General features: G+C 63.8%; 17 protein-coding genes. 10 read left to right on the forward strand and 7 right to left on the reverse strand.

What is annotated here, in order from left to right; genetic code table 11:
* Positions 1–178: 178 nt before the first annotated feature.
* Together Q0D93_RS07455 and Q0D93_RS07460 are read right to left on the reverse strand one after the other, a co-directional pair.
* Complete coding sequence (locus Q0D93_RS07455) at positions 179–826, reverse strand: SOS response-associated peptidase family protein (RefSeq protein ID WP_294392657.1); 648 nt, start codon at positions 824–826, stop codon at positions 179–181.
* A 98-nt stretch (positions 827–924) separates the two neighbouring features.
* Positions 925–1,206: a hypothetical protein gene (locus Q0D93_RS07460; RefSeq protein ID WP_294392526.1), complete on the reverse strand. Its 282-nt coding sequence runs from the start codon at positions 1,204–1,206 to the stop codon at positions 925–927.
* 42 nt (positions 1,207–1,248) lie between these two features.
* Between Q0D93_RS07460 and Q0D93_RS07465 the strand changes: the two genes are divergently transcribed.
* Positions 1,249–1,647 carry a hypothetical protein gene (locus Q0D93_RS07465; protein ID WP_294392528.1) on the forward strand — a complete coding sequence of 133 codons (399 nt, stop codon included), beginning with the start codon at positions 1,249–1,251 and terminating at the stop codon, positions 1,645–1,647.
* Between the two features lie 53 nt (positions 1,648–1,700).
* On the opposite strand, the gene Q0D93_RS07470 is transcribed toward Q0D93_RS07465, so the two are convergent.
* The 4 genes from Q0D93_RS07470 to Q0D93_RS07485 form a co-directional block, all read right to left on the reverse strand.
* On the reverse strand, positions 1,701–2,015 hold the full coding sequence (locus tag Q0D93_RS07470; protein WP_294392529.1) for a hypothetical protein: 315 nt from the start codon (positions 2,013–2,015) through the stop codon (positions 1,701–1,703).
* 239 nt (positions 2,016–2,254) lie between these two features.
* Positions 2,255–5,251 (reverse strand): MobA/MobL family protein, encoded by a 2,997-nt coding sequence (locus tag Q0D93_RS07475; RefSeq protein ID WP_294392532.1) that lies wholly within the window; start codon positions 5,249–5,251, stop codon positions 2,255–2,257.
* Between the two features lie 1,077 nt (positions 5,252–6,328).
* Positions 6,329–7,696 (reverse strand): hypothetical protein, encoded by a 1,368-nt coding sequence (locus Q0D93_RS07480; protein ID WP_294392534.1) that lies wholly within the window; start codon positions 7,694–7,696, stop codon positions 6,329–6,331.
* A 109-nt stretch (positions 7,697–7,805) separates the two neighbouring features.
* Positions 7,806–9,365 carry an AAA family ATPase gene (locus tag Q0D93_RS07485; protein ID WP_294392536.1) on the reverse strand — a complete coding sequence of 520 codons (1,560 nt, stop codon included), beginning with the start codon at positions 9,363–9,365 and terminating at the stop codon, positions 7,806–7,808.
* A gap of 388 nt (positions 9,366–9,753) precedes the next feature.
* Between Q0D93_RS07485 and Q0D93_RS07490 the strand changes: the two genes are divergently transcribed.
* From Q0D93_RS07490 to Q0D93_RS07515, 6 genes are all read left to right on the forward strand, one after another.
* Complete coding sequence (locus Q0D93_RS07490) at positions 9,754–10,191, forward strand: helix-turn-helix transcriptional regulator (RefSeq protein WP_294392539.1); 438 nt, start codon at positions 9,754–9,756, stop codon at positions 10,189–10,191.
* Positions 10,191–11,438, forward strand: coding sequence for a type II toxin-antitoxin system HipA family toxin (locus tag Q0D93_RS07495; RefSeq protein ID WP_294392541.1), 1,248 nt, complete (start codon positions 10,191–10,193; stop codon positions 11,436–11,438). The genes Q0D93_RS07490 and Q0D93_RS07495 overlap by 1 nt, the downstream gene beginning before the upstream one ends.
* 660 nt (positions 11,439–12,098) lie before the next feature.
* A complete protein-coding gene (locus tag Q0D93_RS07500) occupies positions 12,099–12,479 on the forward strand; it encodes a hypothetical protein (protein ID WP_294392543.1) in 381 nt (126 codons plus the stop codon).
* 333 nt (positions 12,480–12,812) lie between these two features.
* Entirely contained in the window at positions 12,813–13,808 is a 996-nt protein-coding gene (locus Q0D93_RS07505) for an SdiA-regulated domain-containing protein (protein WP_294392545.1), read from the forward strand.
* A gap of 313 nt (positions 13,809–14,121) precedes the next feature.
* Positions 14,122–14,601, forward strand: a complete 480-nt coding sequence (locus Q0D93_RS07510; RefSeq protein WP_294392547.1) for a DUF2721 domain-containing protein — start codon at positions 14,122–14,124, stop codon at positions 14,599–14,601.
* 109 nt (positions 14,602–14,710) lie between these two features.
* Positions 14,711–15,286, forward strand: a complete 576-nt coding sequence (locus tag Q0D93_RS07515; RefSeq protein WP_294392548.1) for a YdeI/OmpD-associated family protein — start codon at positions 14,711–14,713, stop codon at positions 15,284–15,286.
* Positions 15,287–15,291: 5 nt separating this feature from the next.
* Here the strand turns inward: Q0D93_RS07515 and Q0D93_RS07520 are convergent, their stop codons facing one another.
* Positions 15,292–16,788 carry a DUF885 family protein gene (locus Q0D93_RS07520; protein ID WP_294392550.1) on the reverse strand — a complete coding sequence of 499 codons (1,497 nt, stop codon included), beginning with the start codon at positions 16,786–16,788 and terminating at the stop codon, positions 15,292–15,294.
* Between the two features lie 494 nt (positions 16,789–17,282).
* On the opposite strand from Q0D93_RS07520, the gene Q0D93_RS07525 reads away from it, so the two are divergent.
* From Q0D93_RS07525 to Q0D93_RS07535, 3 genes are read left to right on the forward strand one after another with little or no spacing between them, the layout of a single operon-like run.
* The gene (locus Q0D93_RS07525; RefSeq protein WP_294392553.1) at positions 17,283–18,164 is read left to right on the forward strand and encodes a hypothetical protein; all 882 of its coding nucleotides are present in this window, start codon (positions 17,283–17,285) and stop codon (positions 18,162–18,164) included.
* Positions 18,164–18,940, forward strand: a complete 777-nt coding sequence (locus tag Q0D93_RS07530) for a metallophosphoesterase family protein (RefSeq protein WP_294392555.1) — start codon at positions 18,164–18,166, stop codon at positions 18,938–18,940. The genes Q0D93_RS07525 and Q0D93_RS07530 overlap by 1 nt, the downstream gene beginning before the upstream one ends.
* Positions 18,937–19,641, forward strand: coding sequence for a hypothetical protein (locus Q0D93_RS07535; RefSeq protein WP_294392557.1), 705 nt, complete (start codon positions 18,937–18,939; stop codon positions 19,639–19,641). The genes Q0D93_RS07530 and Q0D93_RS07535 overlap by 4 nt, the downstream gene beginning before the upstream one ends.
* The last annotated feature ends 86 nt before the right edge of the window (positions 19,642–19,727 follow it).

The raw sequence follows: 19,727 nt of genomic DNA on the forward strand, positions 1-19,727 counted from the left end.
CTCGCAGCGGCATGACCAACCAGCGGCGATCCACTTAACGACCCCGCGAGCCTGTGCAGACAAACCGAGCCACCTCTTGTCGCCGTCTGACCTGGCAACGGAGAAGACGCGCACCTTCCTGCGGCTGATGGTAATCGAGGGACGAGCCGCTGCCGCCGGAGCGATCCGCCGCAATGGATCATAGCAGCGTTGGTGCGGCCGGCTGGCGCGTCGGGAACTCTGGCCCGCGCACCGTCATCCGAGTGGCCGTATAGGGGCGCTGGAGCGCGACCACATCGTCGAAGCTGCCTCTCAGCCAACGTTGATGGTCCTCCGGCCGCAGGATCGTGATCATCGCCTTAGGGTGGATCGGCGCGACCAGCTCGTTCGGCTCGCACGTCACCATGGTGAAGCCCTTTGTCTCGCCGAACGCCTGCCAGAAGCCCGCGACCATGAAGATGGCCTGATCCGTCACCTGGAACCACATCTCGCCCTTGATCGGCTTCTTGCCGTCGCGAAGGTCGACAGCCTTGGGCGTCCACTCGCAAAATTCAGTGAGCGGGATCAGACAGCGGTTTTCCGGGCGCTCCGCCAAACGCCGCCATTGCGCCAGGCCGAGTTGGCGCACGTTGGTCATTGGCCAGGCCGCCTGCCCGTCGAGAACATCCCAGATCATCACATCAAGCCCAAGTCCACGATCATTCTGGCGCAGCACATAGGCCCGGCCCCGCGGCGCAAGCTCTTGCCAGTTGAAGCGATTGTCGGTTGGTCGCGGCTCCGCCCAGTCGGCACCGAAGCGCTCCTTCAGGGTTTCAGGTTCTGTCCGGTTGCGGGCTCGGTTGCACATGGGCGCAGCAAACACGCAAACGCCACCCACCCGCAAGCGCCGAGCGCATTGTGCATGACGTCTACGTTCGACCAGATCTGGGGAAGGCTCGACGAGGACTATGCAGACGGGAACTCGAACTCGCCCGCCATCTGCCGCGCGGCGTGCCCGCTGAGGTAACCCTGCAACACGGGTCGTCCTTCCAGTTCCATGTAGATGGGTGCATGCAGCCCGATGCCTGACCGGGTCCACCGCTCTCGCGGCATGGCCAGGATCGTCTCAACCGCGTCCCGCAACGTCATCTTGGTACGCAGGATGCGCAGCGATGGCGGCTTGTCGGGCTCGAACAGCTCAACCTCCATGCTCCAGTCGATCGAAGGGTTTGTGGGAGACGAGGACATGATGGCCCTGTGTTGGAGATCCGATCCAGCATAGGAGGAACGATGCTCTTCCTCTACGCGCTTGCGCTCTCCGCTGGTCAGCCTTTCATCTGCGATGTCGTCAAGGTCCACGACGGTGACGGGCCCTTCCACTGCCGCAACGGCGTGTCAATTCGGCTCCAGGGCATTCAGGCGCCGGACTTCACCCGCGCGGAACCCTGCAAGAAGGGCAAAGACGGCTACGTGTGCAGCGACAGGCTTGCCCGGCAATCGCGCGATCGTATGGCGGCGCTGATCAAGGGGCGGCGGCTCAGTTGTAACGCGACCGGCAAGAGCTGGCAGCGAACCGTGGCGACATGTTCATTGGCCGGCGAGGACCTCTCCTGCCTGGCCGTCCGCCGCGGCATCGCAACGCGATGGCCGAAGTACGACCGGGAACGGCGACTCGTCGGCTGCAAGTGAGCTGGCGGCAGGCGTTCCTTGAGCGTCAGCCGCAACCTCCAACCCCGGTTCTCCTAACCAGCGTCATCCAGCTCGGGAGACGCATCTGACGTGGCTAAAGCGGCACCGGGCAGCCGTTCGGCTAGTGCGCTGATGCCGGCGCCGTGCACCTCGTCCATCAACACGCCGTCGATCAGCAAAGCATGTTCTGGCGTGAGGACCGCACCATCCCGGTGCGCCGGATCCAGCGCCAGCCACGCGCGCACCGCGCCCTCAAGGCTGGTCACTTCGGCAAGTTCGCTGTCGCCGCGCGGTACGTTCTTCAACGCGGCGCTCGTGCGCCAGTTTATCTCCGGCGACGCCGCGTCGCCCCACCCTGCTTCGGTCATGAATGTCTCCAGACCGCACGCCCCACCAACCCGACTGCCGTGATGGCAGTCAGGCCGAGGTGGGGGACGTGCAAGGGTGGTGGATGCTTCGGCGTGCGAAGCGGCTGCGCGAAGAGCCGGAAGGAGCGAGGCTGGCTCTCGCCAACCTGTTTTTCCCGTCCTCACGCTCTTCAATTTTGCAGCTTCGTCGACTGCCTATCGCAATCTAGGGATGTGCCTTGGTGTGGAGGCCTAAAAGCTCAACCTATCCGCGGCAGTCTCGCGAACTGATTCCCAGCACGTTGCAGATATCGATGATTATCCGACGCTTGAGCAGTAGCAGCGGCCAGCACGTCTGGGCCCAGCCGCCGCAATTCTTCTGCCGCCAATTTGTCCTTGAGCGCCACCGCAGCACGTCGGTTACGCTCGGCGACCGTGATCGGTCCGCCAGGGCGGATAGTGGCCGCATGCGCTTCCTGCCAGCTTATGACGAGCGGGTGAGAAGGAGCCACAGGTCGCGGCGGGTCAGACTTGGTTGTCGTTGGTGTGGGGACGCGCGAGTTCATCACGGCCTCCGGCGCAGTGGAAGCAGCAGGTCGCGGAGCGGCGTCCTGGCCGATCGGCCTATAGTCCGATGGAGGTGGAGCAACGTTGACTTGTGGAGCGACTGGCCGGCCCGCATTCTCCTGCGTGCGCAGGATACCTGCCAGGCGGCGCTGAACGGATTGCGCCCGAAGCTCTTCGTGCGTGACCCCCAGGCGCACAGCGTCGGCATCCCGGATGGCAACGGCATCTCCAATGCGGTGGACCGCCACCCCCGCCTTGGGAATCCCGTCGACCGCCCGATGGGCCGCGGATGTCGATGCCTGGTGCATGGCAGATCGATGCGCCATTCCTGTTTGCTGCGCGGTCCTGAGGCGATCTTGGACGCTCGGGTCGACAATGTAGCGGCGCAGCCCATCCTGGATGGCGCGGTCGGCATGGGCGATTGTCCATTTGCCATAGCTTTCCACCGGGATCGTCAAAATAGCGGGAGCCGCTTCCACGGCCGCTGAGATCCGCGCGATCAATCGGTTCTGTTGATCGCGAATGCGGTCCAGTTCCTTCAATTGCGCGGGCGAAGCGACACCCAGCATGTGCCGATCGCGATCGGTCAACCTAAACGGTTCGACCCGCCCATCGCGTCGCGTCAGGCGTCGGTGCCGATTGATGCGTCCGATCCAGTCGTCAACCTCGGCGCTGACTGACCCGAACATCGGAGGTTGCACCGTTGGCGATGGCGCAGGTGGCCGTGAGGACGCGACGGGCGTGGTTGATGGAGATTGCCCTTTCGTCCCTGCGGCGGCGGCCTCATCACGGAGCGCCGTGGTGACGGCCGGGGGACTCTCGCCAAGGATCGAACGGGTAAATCTCGCAGCAGCGTACAGGACGTCAAGCTCGACGTCGATCTGCTCCCGTGCCTGCTGCGCGTCCGAGACTAGCGATGTAGCGAGCCGGGTCTCGGGCGCGAACGTCCGCTCAAGCTCGGCTATGTAGGCTTGAGCGTCCCTTTCACGCTGCTTGAAAGCCGCGTGGCGCGGATGATGCTCGGTGCGCTGCCCCCTGGCCACCAGCTTATCGGCGAGTTCGGTGGCATAGCCGTTCATCTTCTCGGCCGTCTGCTCCGCGTTGCTTCGCGCCATTGGATGGAGGATCTTGAGAATAACGTCACCCGTTCGGGCTTCGGCGCGCTGCTCCGCCATGCGCCGCTCGAGCAGCGCAAGAGTGTTGCGGTGCTTCGCGTCCTGGCCGATCACGGCGCGAAGAACTTTGATGCGGTATTCATCATCTTTGTCGATCTGATCGTGTTGCAAGAGCAGCTGACGCACGCGCCATGACCAACCCTTGCGAGCGTTCTCCCGCTCCTTGGTGGGGGCGGCGCCACAGGCGGCGTGAAAGGCCACGCCCCTAGCGAGGTGTTTCTGCGGTTCAGCATTGATATTCATATCTTCGTAGCGCCGCGGATCGTAGCGTCGCCGCGAAGATGTGCGGGCGAGTTCGACATTGACCGCCTCGGCGAAGCTGGTTCGCAGGTACATCGGCCAGTTCTGTGCACGCACATCTTTGTGCTTGAGCTGACGATGCGGGTAGCTTCGTGTGCGATTACGGGACGAGGTCCTGCGCTCCTGCGCAATGGTGAAATCCCAATGGCCTGCATCACCAATCCGTTCACAAGGACGGTCGTAATACAATAGGTGAAAATGCCAGTTGCGGTCGTGATTGGCGGCGGTTGGCGCGTGCAGGGCGACATAGTAGCGGAGACCACGCCGATCGAACTCCTTCGCCAGTTTCTTGAGCACCTTCCGGCAACCGCCAGCGCCGAGTTCAGCGGGAAGTTCGCCGGTAACCCGTCGCTGGACGATACCACCTCTCCCTTTGCGCAGATGGACCAGATCCGTCGCATTGTGCCTGCTCAGCCAGGCAGCGCAGCCGGCGATATCTGCGTCAGTCTGAAGAGGATGCGTCTTGCTCTTGGGACTGCCCGATCGCTCGACCCGATAGGCATTCGGATCCGCCATGATCCGCTCGATCCCACTCTTGAGTTGTGACGGAATGGTACTGTCCTGGGTCAAAGCCCGTAACTTGGCGATGTCGAGTGGTTCGGCCACGCAGATACCGTCGGGATGACCAATGTCCTCATGTTGGACCACGGTCGCGAAGAAGGCGGAGGCCTCCCCGTCGATGTTGGTCAGGACGATCGCAGTGCCGTCACCATCGGTTGCGACCGCCGTGTCACGGGAGACATAACCGACATGGGCGACGGCCTCATGAACGAGTGGGTCAAAGGTTTCCTCCGGAGCGTTGGTTGCCACCGCGTCCTCACGCCCGACATATTCGACGTGCCCAGCCGGGTCAGCCGCACGGCCATCATTCGTGCGGCAGACGCCACCCACCCCCTTGGTGACCGTGGTGAATTCGAGATGGAAGGATACGCGACCGTCCGCGGTGCAGGGGCGACCACGCGGCGGCCGCGGCTGATGAAAACGTGCGGGCGGAAGGCTGGACGAAGGGCGGCGCGCTCTCTCGGGTGCGGTATGACGCTGGGGCTCATTGGCTACTGATCGGTGCAGGATCTTCAGAACGTCTGTTTCGCGACCTGTGATGTCCTCGTCGGACGGGAGCGCCGCATACTTGGCGATGGCCGCACGAGCATGCACGGCCTTTTCTGCAGGGAGCGCGCCAGGAGGCGCAAAGGCAAAAGCGAGCTGAGAAGCCATAATCGACATTATCCATCAGACAGCATCGATGCGCAATAACAATTGCGCGTTTGCACAATGACTCTAGCTTATAGGATTGTCTGGAAAATAGCACGGCGTATAGATGCCATCGTCGTGGGCGACGGTGACTATCGCGAAGCGACCGCCCGCCAGGGCTTTCACTTTATCGGAGCGACTCGCATACCCGATAAAGGTATTGCGCAACTCCTAAACGGTGGCTCTGTATTGCTCTGGTATCGGCCATCGGTACATTTAAAACCCCATTTTCTGGGAAGCTTGAACGAGCCGTTGGCGAGCTTGGGGCATGGTCCTTAACGTGCGTTGAAGAGATGATGCTCGATATCTAACCCCCTTTCTGGGGAGGCCTGGATCTACTTGGGCAAGGAATGCTTCATCACCCTTGTCCGGGGGTGAGAGCCGCCGCAGGCGCGTTGACGACGGCTGACGGGACTGCTGATCCTGGACGATCATGCGTCTTTATGGCGCCGGCGAGCTTTTCCATGCTGCATTCGCGCGTGCGCTTCCGGAAGGACTACTCACGTGGGACGACACGCCGTCCGACGAAGAGCAAGGCAAACCCGGTGCCGCTATCATCACTTAGCTTCACACAGGGGATGTATTGCCACTGCCCGACTATGGAGTCAGACCAGCCTACCCAGCGTCCCTCTTGGGGTACCGTGCGCCTGTACCCGTCGCATTCGCCGCTCGATTGACGTCGCGCTCACTTGGGAGGTGGATAATGGCTGCCGAAAGTAGGCAGCGCCGGCGCAATTATTAAACTGGTTGCGCTGGGCCCCTGCGGATGCAGGTGCGGTGACGAGGAGCAGCGCACCAGTAGTACCTATGCGAAAGCCTCAGCGAGCAGCGTTGCGTACAAGGGGCACTGGATCGAGGCGATCGCCTTCCCCCCCGCGCGGCGGCTGGAGGATCAAGGTCCACGCATTTACTTAGGACATCGACTCTTGCCACGTGCTGATGCTGGTAACGGGCGATCTTAACAACATAGAGGCAGCGCCAGCCAGCACATGCTATCTGCTGGCCGGCGGAGCCGACGCACTTGTCGGCCCCGCTTTCCTATCATCGTTCCCAGATGGATCCGGTACCGCAATTGACGAGCGAACGTTTGCGATCGAAGCGCAGCTCCACTCCCCTGCTCATGAGCGTGGTGGCGCTTATAATCTTGCAGTCATCATCGAAGGGCAACGTAAATCTTGAAGACAGCGAGCCGCCGACCAGCGCGTCGACATCGTCTTGCGAGAACTCCTGATCATACCAGCGAAGTATGTTGCCGGACTGCTCGAATATGCCAGGTGCGACAATCTCGGTTTTGATGCAGCCATCGCGCCAGAACAACGTCGCGTAGACGGGTCCTGCCTCGGCCATGAAGGTCACGCTTGTTTCGTAGCTGGCAGCGAGGCGAGACAGGACCTCCGCCTGACCTTCCGGGGCGAACCGCACGACGGCGGCCGCGAGCGGGTCGATCTCGCCATCCGCACCCAGCGCGCGCAGTTCGTCGCGCTCCGCGCGACGGCCGTCGATGCCGTGGGGAACCGGATCACGCCTGAACTGCCCATCGATAATGGCCGGGATGTAATCAAGCACGACCCCGGGTCGCATTGCCTCGTCGATTGCGTCATATTCGAGGTAGAAGCAGAAGCGCTCGTCGTCCCGCTGACACTCGAAGTCGATGGCGATCGCGTGGATGGCGACGCCGACCGCATCGCGCGGGATTTTGGCTTCGGCGATGGCTCGCACCGCCTCGACCTGGATAGCGACCGCACTGCGGCGCCTCCACAGGACCTCCATGTCGGCGACGATCGATGCCGCGAGAGCCTCGATCTGCGCCGGGGTAGCCGCGCTGAAGCGGGAAGCACCCGTTTCACTTGCCCAGCGCTGTAGCACGACGCCCCCCGCTTCCCCGAACGGCGGGAATTTGAGCAGATGCCGGGCATCGGAGTCGACGATAAGCACGGGCGAAGGCAGGCCGATCTGTCGCCAGGGCTTGTTCCGAACGGCTTCCGAGATGGTATCGCGCAGCAACTCCAGATTAGGACCGTGTGCATCGCGCCGCATGGTCTCCAGCGGAAACAGGCCCGCTTGGCCCGCCCTGGTCACCCAGGTTTCCGCGCCGATGCGGACGGAGCCAGGCTGGTCCGACCGGACCTCGGCACCTAGAGGCAGCATGAATCGCTGATGCTTGTGCTCCAGCGCCGCAAGCAGATCGGCACCGAGATCTATGATCGCGTCATCGTCCAATGCGTCGATAATCTCGACGCCATCCTCATTCCGGCTCTGGCGCAGATCGACCATGATCGCGGAGGCAAGCGCGGCCGCCAACGACGTGCCATTGGCGAGTTCCAACGCGTTCAAGGCAGCGTTGAACTTGTCTAGCAGCAAGACTTCAAGCAGGTCATCAACAACCATCATCTTCTTAAACTCCTTCATTTTCCGTCCTTGGCATCTGCCAATCTTCGAAAATTGATCGAACGGAGTTCAACCTCGAGAGGGTAAAGGAAATGAGGACGAAGGTGTCATTCGCGGCGTGAGGTCTTGTTCACGATGCCGGCGGCACAACCGCCTCTTCACCGGCAATGTCGGTCATGGCATTGTCCGTAGATATTGGCGGCCAGCGGACGAAGGTGTGCGTACAGCCTCGTTTTATAAGGACCCCTGAATCGCAGAGCCTGGCAAAATGCCACGTAATACTCCCATCTCGTGCCGGGGTCGCGCCGCCGCCTGAGGCACCGCTGACAAGCTCACGGCCGAACTGCGGCTCCCTTTCATGGAGATCCTTCAGCGTCGTCATGACGCGATCTGCGGCGACCCGCTTACCCCCGACAAGGTTGGGATAGGTGATGCGGATCATACGGAGCACGAGTTCGGTGCCCGGCGCATAGTCCTTCGGGCGGCCGTCGGCTTGGTCCGAAGCTGGTACAGCGTTACGCGCCTTCGAGGACTTTGTGCGGGCTTTACGCAGCTGTGATCCGCTGCCTTCTTCCGGATCCGCAACCGCAGCCTGGGGACGCTCGACCTCCTGAAACGCCCCCCTTGAATCGCGAACAAGGTAGCGCGGCTCGCGACAGACACCGAGAAGATTAGCCTTGGCGGTGTAGACAACGAGGAAGTCCGTATGCGGAAGGCCGGGGAACATGTCGCGCAGCTTCGGTTGCTCGCGGTGTCCCTTGCCGCCCCACTCCTGGAGATGCCGCACCTCGACCGCCATGCGCGGCGCCGTGGTCCACATGGCGACACCGCGCAGGCGCGCGGCCGCCGTGGCCCATGGATCCTTGCGGGGCACGAACGCCGCCTTGGGAACGTGGCCGATGATCGTGAAGAAGATCCCGAGCGCCTCGCACAGGCGCCCCAGATAGAAGAAGAAGCTGGTGGTGGCCTCGCCTTCCATGCTGTCGAAGCCCGCCATGCTGGTGGCGGAGTCAAGGACCACGCCCACGATCCGGTCCTCCGGATCGTCGTGGCGCGCATTCCACTTGGCGATGTAGTCGCGCACCTCCTGCATGACCTCGGAAGCACCCCAAACCCGGTCTATACCCAACCGGAACAGGCTGGCATTAGGGTGTTTGAACTCGTCCTCGGTCATGCTGAGGAACGGCATGACGTGAAGGCGCGAGCAGGTCTCGTGCCCAATCGCGGAGCTCTGCTGCATCGTGTTCTCGACGATGTCGCGCAGACGGCCGAGGATCTGCGGACGCGTGTCCTCGGCGGTCAGGATGAGGACATGGCCGGTCCCGTTGATCGTGCCGCCGAGCCAAGTCGGTGACCGGTGCTGCGGCCGGCTCGCGATCATGGCGGCCATCCAGAGGAGCAGTTGCGTCTTGCCAGTCGAACCTGCGCCGAACCAAACGGAGGTGCCGCGCTCGGCAAGCCAGCCTTCGACCCTGAAAGACACACGAGGCGTTGCGCCCTCTGTGTGATGGCTTGCGAGCCACGTGTCTGTTTCGGGACGTGCGTCCCAGCGCTTGGCCGGCGCTTCTCGCGTCGGCTGGTTTCGGCGATCCGGATGTGCCGGATCGGGTTTCGTCGGCGCTGCCTGCGCCGACCGGCCTTGGCGATCCGGCGCATCCGGATCGCTGGTTGTAACGAAATGACCGCTCATGCTGATCAGATCCTGTGTCAGCCGCGCTCGTGATGAGCACGGCTTGGGTCGGATTCAGCATTCAGCGCTAAAGTCTTTATATATACCTATGGACATAGGCGGCTGAATATCTCAGCCGCCTTGTTCCATTGCCCCTGCGCTGAAAAGTCGAGGGTCGCAACAGCCGCGCTGTCAGGTAGGCAGCACCGACCGGGTGCACGGTTGAGGCGACGGCAATGGCCGACGGCCAGCCTGGGACGGCCAGTATTGTGAAGGCTGACCTGGCAAACTTCATACGCGCGTGTCCACCCCAGCGGATAGTGGAAGGAGGGACACGCGCGGATGCTGGGGATGACCGGCAGGATGACCGGTAGACGACCACAAAAAGTTGGCGAGGAACAGCGCATGGGTGTCGAACCTGTCGTTTTCCCCCAAGCTCCATTTCGCCTCTGCCAACGTGAATGTTCCAATTATCGGTCATATCAAGTTGTATGATTTATATTTAGGTCATATAGGTTGCCTTATGGCCCCACAATCACGCTATGCTGAACACGCCTTGAAGCTGATGGCGGATACGATCCGAACAGCCCGGATGGAGCAGCGGATCTCGCAAGCCGATCTCGCGGTTCGCGCCGGGATCTCGCGTTCGCTGCTTGTCCGTGTCGAGCGGGGAGAACCGGGGTGCGCCATCGGGACTGTGTTCGAGCTGGCGGCGATCTTGAAGGTGCCCCTGTTCGGTCTAGACGAGAGAGAACTGACCATCGAAGCGAACCGGGTTGCCGATCGGCTCGCCTTGCTTCCCTCCGCCATCCATAGCCGTCGCGTTGCGGTGGACGATAGTTTCTGATGGCAGAGCAGGCGTTTGTCTGGGTCTGGCTGCCGGGGCGAACTGAGCCGGTCATTGCCGGGCGCATCTTCCGCGATGGTCAGCGGCTGTCGTTCAACTACGGGCGCAGTTATCTGGCGCGGAACGACGCGGTAGCCCTCTACCTGCCCGAACTGCCGCTCGTCGCCGGTGCGCTAACGCCCTTGCCTGGTTTGTCGATGCCGAGCAGCCTACGGGACGCTGCGCCCGATGCATGGGGTCGACGCGTCATTCTCAACCGGCTTCTTGGCCGTCAGGCGCGGGACGGCGACGTCGATCGGATCGATGAGCTGGGCTATCTGCTCGAATCAGGCTCCGATCGCGTCGGCGCACTGGATTTCCAGGAATCGCCAACGGACTATGTGCCGCGCGCGTCGGTCGGTGCCACGCTGGAGGAACTGGTCTGTTCGGCGGAGCGGGTTGAGGCTGGCATACCTCTGACGCCCGAATTGGATCGGGCGTTGCATCACGGCAGTTCGCTTGGCGGGGCCAGGCCCAAGGCTCTCCTGACCGACGGCACGACGAAATATGTCGCGAAATTCCCGGCTGCCGGTGATGTGCAGGATGTCGTGAAGGCGGAATATGTTGCGATGCGGCTCGCAGCCGAGGTCGGACTGGACGTTGCGCCGGTACGCCTGGCTCGGACACAGGGCAAGGACGTGCTGCTCGTCGAGCGCTTCGATCGCGTGGCGGTGGCAGAGGATTGGTCACGCCGTGCCATGGTATCGGCGCTGACCCTGCTGGAACTCGACGAGATGATGGCGCGATATGCCAGCTACGAGGTGCTGGCAGAGATCATCCGCCACCGCTTCGGCGCGCCGAGGGAGACGCTGCGCGAGCTGTTCGGCAGGCTGGTCTTCAACATCCTGTGCGGGAACACCGACGACCATGCGCGCAACCATGCCGCATTCTGGGACGGACAGGCGCTGGCGCTGACGCCTGCCTACGACATCTGCCCGCAGGCGCGTGCGGGCGGTGAGGCCGGTCAGGCGATGCTGATCCGGGGGAGTCACCGCGATAGCCGACTTTCGCTGTGTCTCGATGCAGCAGGAGCTTTCCTGCTCACCCGAGAGGCTGCCGATGCACTCATCGACCGACAGATCGGCATTATTATCGACCGCTATGATGCGATCTGTAACCAGGCCGGCATGACGACCGTCGACCGCGGCCTGATGCGCGGGCGACAATTTCTCAATCCGTTCGCGCTGCAGGACTATCACGGAGCGTAGCGCGGCGATCAAGCCCCCATAGATGGCGAGGCTGCGGGCCGCTTACCAATGGCGCCCGCGTGAAGACGTATTTGCTGGGGGAGGATACTAGATTGTGGAAAACGACGGAGGTGATATTTCCGGATGAGGTGCCTTTCCATGTGACAGGTGATTGGCTAGACTCCTGAGCGAGCCCAGGTCGACTGCTTGTTAAAGCAAGAGCTTAGATGGTTTACGCACGGGTGTGAGCATCCTGCCGCCCCAGCCAATGTTTTCCGCCGTTCGTGCGGTCACGCCCGGGTGCTGCCTCCAGGCCATTCCGTACTACGTTCCGCAATCATTCGGCCTTCGCCTACAACTTCGTGACGGCAGGATCGCTCAGCGTTGCCGTCACGGCCTGATCGGCGTCGAGCATCCGGCAGACCGTTGACACGGCCCAACTCAGCACCGCGGCGATCGAGAATGTCGTTCGTCGGAGCGCTGTTTGTTGGTGACGTCGTTGCTCCATTGATGCCCCGTCCCGCCGACCCCGTCACCTTTGTGACCGATGCCAGCCTTCCGGCGCGGGGCAGCGCGATCCGCTCGCCGTGGAGCGGACGACTTTTACAAAGGCGCGGCGGACACATAGCCACGCTCCCTCGTTTGCGCCGGGGGATCGATCCCACCAGGAGGATGACGTCGATGGCTGTAAAGTTTGCCGGTACGATGAACGCGATCAATCGCGGGCTCGATGAGACCAAGCCCGCCAAGGGCGCCGACATGATCGAGGATTGGGAAGCGGCACTTGCCGAAGTCGATGTTCCTGGCGCGAAGGGCATCCTCCGTGACCTCGTGTCCCTGCGCAAGCAGCTGGAAAAGGACGAGCCCGACGCCGATCGGGTGCATGCCCTGCTGCATCGCCTGGGCACGGCAACCACCAAGATCGCCGACAAAGCCGACAAGTCGCAGGACAAGCTGAAGGCGCTGGGCGAGGCCCTGATCGAAGCCGGCGAGGACCAGCCGGACGAGGAGGAAGACGCCGAGGCCGCCGCAGCACCCAAGCGCGCCCGCAAGACGAAGTGACGAACTGGGGCGGAGGCCGCGGTCTCCGCCCTTACCTTGGAAAAGGTGGAGAAGGCGGCGCCTTGGTTCCCGAACTGCCCCGACAATCGCCCCCGCGGATCTGCCGCTTGCTTCGGCAGGCGACAATTGCCGAGCCGGTTTCGGATCATGATGTGATGTGCGCGCTGGCCGAGGGTCCGATCAGGCTGACGACGCGCGCGGTCGTCCGACTTTTCCACCGGTTTTTAACCACGTTGTAATCACCCTGTCACCTCACCCGACGAAGGTCGCACCGTCTCCTCTCGCCCAAGGGAGGAATATGTCTGGTGGTTGCGACTCATTCGGGGGTGTCTGATGAAGACAATGTTGCTGTGTGCGGGCATTGCCATGTTCGCCGTTTCCGGTTCAGCCGACGCAGCCGGCCTGCTCGACAGATATGCGGTCAGCTTCGCCAGGGCGATCGACACCAAGGAGGCAAGCGCCGTCGCCTATAATTGGGACACGCGCAGGCTGTTGGTGACCAATGACGAGGAAGAAGCCGACGGCACCAACATCTGGGGCGAATATGATCTGAACGGCAGCAAGACCGCCAACGTTGTTCTGGCCGGCTGTTTGTCGCTCGGAAAAGCCCAATGCGATCCCGAGGGCCTGACCTATGTCGGCAACGGCCGATATGCCGTGGCCGAGGAGCGTTACCAGGATATCGCCCTGATCAGTGAGATCGGCGGCAGCGGCGGCACGCGCACCTATACCGCCTATCCGAATGCCCCGACCGTCAGCGTCGGGCCCAATGCGGGCAATAGCGGCCTGGAGGGCGTGGCCTACAACCGGGTCACCGGGGACTATTACGGCGTGAAGGAAACCTCCGCGCAGACGATCTACAAGATCGCCGACGTCGATTTCGCCAACCAAACCGCCACCGTCAGCACGCTGTTCGATCCCGCCATGCTCGGCCTCGACCGGCTGTCCGACATTGCGGTGCTCTCCAACGGCGCGTTCGCGTCGACCCCGTTCGGCGACAATCTGCTGATCCTCAGCGGCCGCTCGTTCAAGCTGCTAGAGGTGACGCAGACGGGCACGGTGGTCAGCGCCTATGACCTCTCCGGCTTCCGGTCGCTGGTCGATCCCGAGAGCGAGGGCGGCAAGTTCGAGGGCCTGACGCTGGACGATGACGGCAACATCTACCTCGTCAGCGACGATGGCGACGGCAGCAACCAGTCCTATCTCGTGAAGCTGGGGCTCACCGGCGCCGTGCCCGAGCCGGCGAGCTGGGCGATGATGGTCGGCGGCCTCGGCCTGATCGGCGGCATGATGCGGCGCCGCCACAAGACCGCCGTCGCCTTCGGCTGAACAGGTCGGGATGGAAGAACGGACGTCGCGCAGAAACCGCGGCGCCCGCCTCATGTGCTCCCGGCACCATCGGACGCCCTCCCCTGTTCGGCGGCATGCCGATCAAGGAGCGGCCGAGCGTTCAGTTGCATGACACGGGATGATGGAAGGCCCTCCCCCCCCACGCGCCACAAGGCACGTGGCGCCGCCGGGCAATGCATGCCGCCTTCAGCCGCCGCTCGTACAGGATCGGCGACCGCAAGCTGCTCTAGGATAGAGCGGAGCGAGCAGGACTGCGCCATCCGGGTCGCGTTCAGATCCCGCGGGTGCGTGCATGGTTCAACTCGGCGACGTCCTCAAGCTCATCGGGCCAAACGCGGCCATTATCTTCGCCGCGTGGATCTTCATGGGCTTCCTGCAGCAGCGCTACGACGCTGCCGTCGATCGCTATCGGGAGGTGGTCGGCGACTATCGCTCGAGCCAGCATGAGCCCGATCGCGCAAGCAATCTCAAGAAGCAGATCCTGACCTATCGGCACCGATGCAGGTTGATGGCCTGGTCCACCCTGATCGGCCTCGTCGCGGCCATTCTGCTGATCGCCTCGCTCATGCTGGGCGCCCTGGAGGTGATCGTTCCGAATGTGCCGGCGATCGCGGTATCCGGGGTGGTGGCAGCCCTGAGCGGCTTTGCCCTGGTGATCGTCTCGGCGCTGATCGTCATTGCCGAGGGACGGATCGTCAGCCGGCAGATTGACGACGAACTGCGCGATGTTCCGGACCTTGCGAGCGACACCGGGCAGAAGTCCGGAAGCTAGCCGCGCGCGGATAGACGACAAGGCGCGTGCCGGCCTATCACGATACCCTGGTCTGCAAGGCTTAGCGAGGCATCTCGCTGTTCAGCGTAGCCGATGGTAGGCCCGATGGATGACCCTGTCGCCGCACCCCGCGCTCGCATTCGAGCGGCCGGCCGACCTCGCCGACTGGCTTGCGGCGAACCACCAGAGCAGCGGCGAATTGTGGGTGCGTATCTTCAAGGTGAATTCGGGCCGGGTGTCGGTGACATGGGCGGACTGCGTCGTGGAAGCGATCCGCTTCGGCTGGATCGACGGCCGGAAGCAATCGGATGACGAAAACTCCTACCTACAGCGGCTGACTCCCCGCCGCGCAGGGTCGAACTGGTCCGCCAAGAACCGCGACCATGCCGACCGGCTGATTGCCGAAGGGCGCATGACCCCGGCTGGACTTGCACATGTGGAGGCCGCCCGCGCCGACGGACGCTGGGAAGCCGCCTATGAAGGATCGGCCGCCATGGTCATTCCGCAGGACCTGCTCGACGCGCTAGCGGCCGTGCCCGCAGCCGAAGCATTCTTCCGCACGCTGGATCGCAGGAACCTGTACCCGATCTACTACCGCCTGCAGACCGCCAAGCGGCCCGAGACGCGGGCACGCAGGATGAAGCAGATCCTGGACCAGCTCATGCGCGGCGAACGCTTCCACTAGGCGCATCACTCGCCATCGGGTTGCGGGTATAAGGCGAACGGGACCGTTCCTTCGCTATCGAGCATCCGCATCACGGCCGCTACGGGCGCACTCCGCGCGTCGGCTTCCCCGACCTTCGCGGCGCGGGCGATGAGGCGATCCAGCTCCATCTTGCCCGTGACGTAGCTGGTGCCGTATCCGGGCTGGCGCAGGTAGAGCAGCTGCTCGAACCCGACCAGCGGACTGTCCGGATCGGAGAAGCCGCGCGGCGTCCAGCGGGCGTGAAACTGCCCGGCCTTTACCAAATCCCATTCATTCGCCTGGACATGGAGCGAGGCCAGACCGCGCGCCGCCCGGTTGGCGAGCATGATCCATACCAGCTCCCGCCCCCTTGGCTCGGCATCATACAAGCCTGCGTGCATCACCAGCTCTTCGAATGCCGTGGCAAACCCCTCGGAACGTGACTGGAAGATGTTGTAGAGCGGGGCTCCGCGCCGGATCGGGTCGGGGTTGGGCTCATGCCTGATGCGCGCCAGCTCCACCCAGTGGATGTCGTGCGAATAGAGCGGCCACGGATCGAGCGCGGTCACGTGGTTGAAGAAGTTGCGCCTGGCGGGCTCCGTGAAGTCGAGCGTCTGTGCGGCCAGTGCCGCACGGTAATAAGGCCGGTCCTGGATGAGCTTCTGCTTGACCAGGAAGTCGGTGAAGACCGTCATCTTGCGTTCCGCGAAGCGACGATAGGCAACCCGGTCGTCGATCGAGCGCAGCGGTGGCAAAGCGCGGTTGCGCTGCTCCTCAAGCTTGAGGCCGGCCCAGGCGCGCTCCAGCTCGCGTTGCAGCAACACGCGCTGCTCGTCCCATGTATAGGGGACGAGCTGAACATGCTTCATGTACCAGTCGTAATCGGCCTTGCCCACGCCCGAGGGTCCGGCCTTGTTCGGTGCCTGGACCTTGACCCATGCACCGAATGCCGCGGTCGCGTCACGTGCGGCGATTGCCGCGCGCAGCAGAGGGGCGGGGGCGCCCGTGAGGCTGGCAGACTTGGCCCCATCCAGCGTTCGCATCGACAGGCTCCCGTCGATCAGGGCGTCGAGCACCGACTGCTGCTCGGCAAAGGCGCGATCGCCATAGCGCCACAAGTCGGCGGCCTGGCTGTCCGCCAGCCACGATCGGGCGTGGTCGAGCAGCCGCGGCACGCCCGCCAGCCGTGCCGCCAGGTCGCGGGCGTCGGCCGGCGACAGCGGCCAACGGTAGCGAAACAGGTCGATCGTGTCGGCGGACGGCCCCTCTCGCGCGGGAACATCGCTCTCTTCGCCATACACGGTCGCGTAGAAGCTGGGGTCGCGTGCCCATGGCCGTCGTACACGCAGGTCGAAGTCGAGGCCGTTCATCTCGGCTTCGATCAGCCTGGCGTCGGCGATGGCGTGGGCGGACCAGCCGGTCCGGTCGATCTCGACCAGGCGCTTGCGGATGCGGGCGAGGTCCTGCGCCTGGCGCGTCAACGCCGCCGGGCCAAAATCCACCACGCCATCCTGTCGTGCGGGAGCAGCAATGCGCCGCCAGTCCTGAAAAAGTGCGATCAGGGTTGCCGGCGACGTTGCGTCAGCTTCGGCGGATCGAACCGGTTGCGCAGGCTGAGCCAATAGGGTCGCGCCATGTGCCGCCGACGCGGCCATCGCCAGGCTGGCGATCATGATCCTCCTTTTGCTGCCCATGCTCATCCCTTGTTTAGCCAAATGATTGAAAACGCTGCCGATGCGGATCAACGTCCGTGCGATGCGGTGCATCGGCCCGGTCGGCAGCCGATGCGGAGGTGTCGATCCCCCATCGCTCCATAGAAGCTGCCGGCTTCGACCACCACATATGCCGCACACAGGATCATGCCCACCGCCTGCGCAAGGCAGCATGACATAGCAGCGGTTTCTGCATGACGGCGGCTCCGATACGGTCAACGGGATGGCGCGGATATTGTCGAACGGTTAGTGCGTTCACACCTGTCATGCACAAAGGAACGCCCGTGAAAGCGCATGCCGTAACCGCCGTTGTGGTGGGGTTGATCCTCTGCACGCCTGCGGGCGCCCAGGTGCAGCTGGTGGCCGACAGTACGGGATCACCGTCCGCAGGCACCGCCACCGTTTCGCCCAGCAGCGTGAACGAGGCATTCGCCCGCCATGATGCCGGGGACACGTTCGGCATATCGCTGGGGACGGCCTATGCCTCGGGCAAGTTCGGGGCGGACAGCCGGTCGCACCTTTGGACCACGGCATTGGGCGTGCGATATGTCCGCGGCGGCCTGCGCCTGAACGCGTCCATCCCGTACATGCGCATCCGCAGCGCCGGCACGATCTACAGCGGGATCGACAGCACGCCCGTGCTGGTGTCCACCACCAGCCCCGGCATCAAGCAGACGCGCGACGGGCTGGCCGACCTGACGCTGGGCGCATCCTACATCGTTCCGCTGAAGCAGGATGGGCCGGAACTGGAGTTTTCGGGTCGCGTGAAACTGCCGACCGCCTCCAACTCCAGCGGGCTGTCGACCGGCAAGACCGACTATTCGGGCGGCGTGCAGCTCACCCAGCAGATCGGGCCGGTCGCGCCGTTCGCATCGGTCACCTACCGCATGTTCGGGGATCGGCGCGATGTGCGGCTGCGCGACGGGCTTGCGGCATCGGCGGGAACGTCGTTCGTGGTGAGCGACAATGTGGTGGCGCTGGCATCCTACCATTATTCGCGCTCGGCCACCCGTCTGGTCGACGACGCCCATGAACTGTTTGCAGGCGCCTCATACCTCGTCCCCGGTACCGGATTGCGCGTCAACGGCTTTGCGACCGCCGGGCTGTCGCGGGGTGCTGCGGCCACGTCGGGGGGCCTGAGCCTGTCGGTCGATTTCGGATCGTGATGTTTCCGGCCCCTGCCTTGCCGCCGGGACAGCGGGTCTATGCCATAGGCGACGTGCATGGCCGCCTCGACCTCTTGGACGCGCTTGTCGCAAAGATCCGCAGCGACAATGCGGAGCGGCCCGGCGGCGAGGTCACTATCATCCTGCTGGGCGACATCATCGATCGCGGACCGAGCAGCGCCGAGATCGTCCAGCAATGCATGGATTTTACCAAGCGTTCCGCCGCCTTCGTGGTCCTGAAGGGCAATCATGAAGCGATGATGGTGCGGGCCTATCGCGGCGACTTCGGCGCGCTCGGCGCGTGGGTCGACCATGGCGGGGACGCGACGCTGCAAAGCTGGGGCGTGCCGACCGACATGATCGCCGACGCCTATCCGGCCCTGCTGCTTGCGGAAATGCGCAGGCACGTGCCGCGATCGGCGATCGACTGGATGGACCGGCTACCGCTAAGCTACCGGTCTGGCAGCTATTTCTTCGTCCATGCAGGCATCAAGCCGGGCGTCCCGCTCGCCCGGCAGCGCGAACGCGACATGCTGTGGATCAAGGAGGCGTTCACGGACGACGTCAGCCTCCACCCGATGATGATCGTCCATGGGCATTCGGTCCGCATCGAAGGCCCGGAGTTGCTGCACAATCGCATCGGGCTGGACACCGGCGCCTATCGTTCCGACATCTTGAGCGCCCTCGGCCTGGAGGGATCACGGCGGTGGATCATCCAGACGGGCGACCAGCTCCGGATGGCGGACCATGCAAGCGAGAGCGAGAGCGTGTCATGAGTGCAGCACGGCAGGATCCCGACCATTCCGAACTGGCATCGCTGCGCACCAACGTACAGGCGGTGCTGGGCCTCGGCGATCAGCCGGCACGCCCGCCGGTGGCGAGACGGCTGGTGTCCGACGATCGCGGCGTGGTGATGACCGTCGCCGGGGCCGCCGCGGGCGTGCTGACCCTGGCGGGCATTCTGGCGATCGGGGTTGGTTCGTCGGTGCGTACGGCGCCGTCCGGCTCGCCGTCGCAGAAGGCCGCGCCGTCCCGTCCGGTGCGGGCGATCGAGGCCTCATCCATCGGGAGCATGGCTGCCGAGCCGAGCCGCGGCCCCATGTTTCGCGAGCCTGCGTCCGGCATGGTCGTGCCGGCCGGAATGCCTGAGATCGTAGCGGCGGAACCGCGTGCAGCCCTTTCCCCACCCGAAAACGTGACGTCGCCGACGACCACATCGCCTGTTCAGGCGCCAAAACCGCGCACCCGGCATTGGGGGAAAGGGCGCGCCGGCAAATCGGTCGATTACGCAGTGCTGGCGGTGGTTACGCCCGTCATCGCTCCCGCCGAAGCGATTGACCGGCCAACCTTGCCGCACCCCGTTCAAACCGAGCCGGCGGTGCGGCAGGTGATGGCGGAGGCCCAGCCGGAGGCGGTCCGCACCACCAAGCACCGCCGCGATGCCGTGGACCTGCTGCGGTCACTCCGGCGACAATAAGGCGGTGCAGTTCGTTCGGCTAGGCTCGGCGGAGGCGGAATCTACCGTCCGCAATCATGTTGCGTGAGCCGCTGGGCTCCCGCTTT

The sequence above is a fragment of the uncultured Sphingomonas sp. genome, from assembly GCF_934560975.1.
GTDB lineage: Bacteria > Pseudomonadota > Alphaproteobacteria > Sphingomonadales > Sphingomonadaceae > Sphingomonas_I.

Coding starts and splice junctions, on each gene's coding strand:
- Q0D93_RS07500 (WP_294392543.1), top strand. CDS start 12,099: ATGGCTGTAAAGTTTGCCGGTACGATGAACGCGATCAATCGCGGGCTC.
- Q0D93_RS07515 (WP_294392548.1), top strand. CDS start 14,711: ATGACCCTGTCGCCGCACCCCGCGCTCGCATTCGAGCGGCCGGCCGAC.
- Q0D93_RS07505 (WP_294392545.1), top strand. CDS start 12,813: ATGAAGACAATGTTGCTGTGTGCGGGCATTGCCATGTTCGCCGTTTCC.
- Q0D93_RS07465 (WP_294392528.1), top strand. CDS start 1,249: ATGCTCTTCCTCTACGCGCTTGCGCTCTCCGCTGGTCAGCCTTTCATC.
- Q0D93_RS07460 (WP_294392526.1), bottom strand. CDS start 1,206: ATGTCCTCGTCTCCCACAAACCCTTCGATCGACTGGAGCATGGAGGTT.
- Q0D93_RS07470 (WP_294392529.1), bottom strand. CDS start 2,015: ATGACCGAAGCAGGGTGGGGCGACGCGGCGTCGCCGGAGATAAACTGG.
- Q0D93_RS07530 (WP_294392555.1), top strand. CDS start 18,164: ATGTTTCCGGCCCCTGCCTTGCCGCCGGGACAGCGGGTCTATGCCATA.
- Q0D93_RS07475 (WP_294392532.1), bottom strand. CDS start 5,251: ATGGCTTCTCAGCTCGCTTTTGCCTTTGCGCCTCCTGGCGCGCTCCCT.
- Q0D93_RS07510 (WP_294392547.1), top strand. CDS start 14,122: ATGGTTCAACTCGGCGACGTCCTCAAGCTCATCGGGCCAAACGCGGCC.
- Q0D93_RS07485 (WP_294392536.1), bottom strand. CDS start 9,365: ATGAGCGGTCATTTCGTTACAACCAGCGATCCGGATGCGCCGGATCGC.
- Q0D93_RS07495 (WP_294392541.1), top strand. CDS start 10,191: ATGGCAGAGCAGGCGTTTGTCTGGGTCTGGCTGCCGGGGCGAACTGAG.
- Q0D93_RS07535 (WP_294392557.1), top strand. CDS start 18,937: ATGAGTGCAGCACGGCAGGATCCCGACCATTCCGAACTGGCATCGCTG.
- Q0D93_RS07480 (WP_294392534.1), bottom strand. CDS start 7,696: ATGAAGGAGTTTAAGAAGATGATGGTTGTTGATGACCTGCTTGAAGTC.
- Q0D93_RS07455 (WP_294392657.1), bottom strand. CDS start 826: ATGTGCAACCGAGCCCGCAACCGGACAGAACCTGAAACCCTGAAGGAG.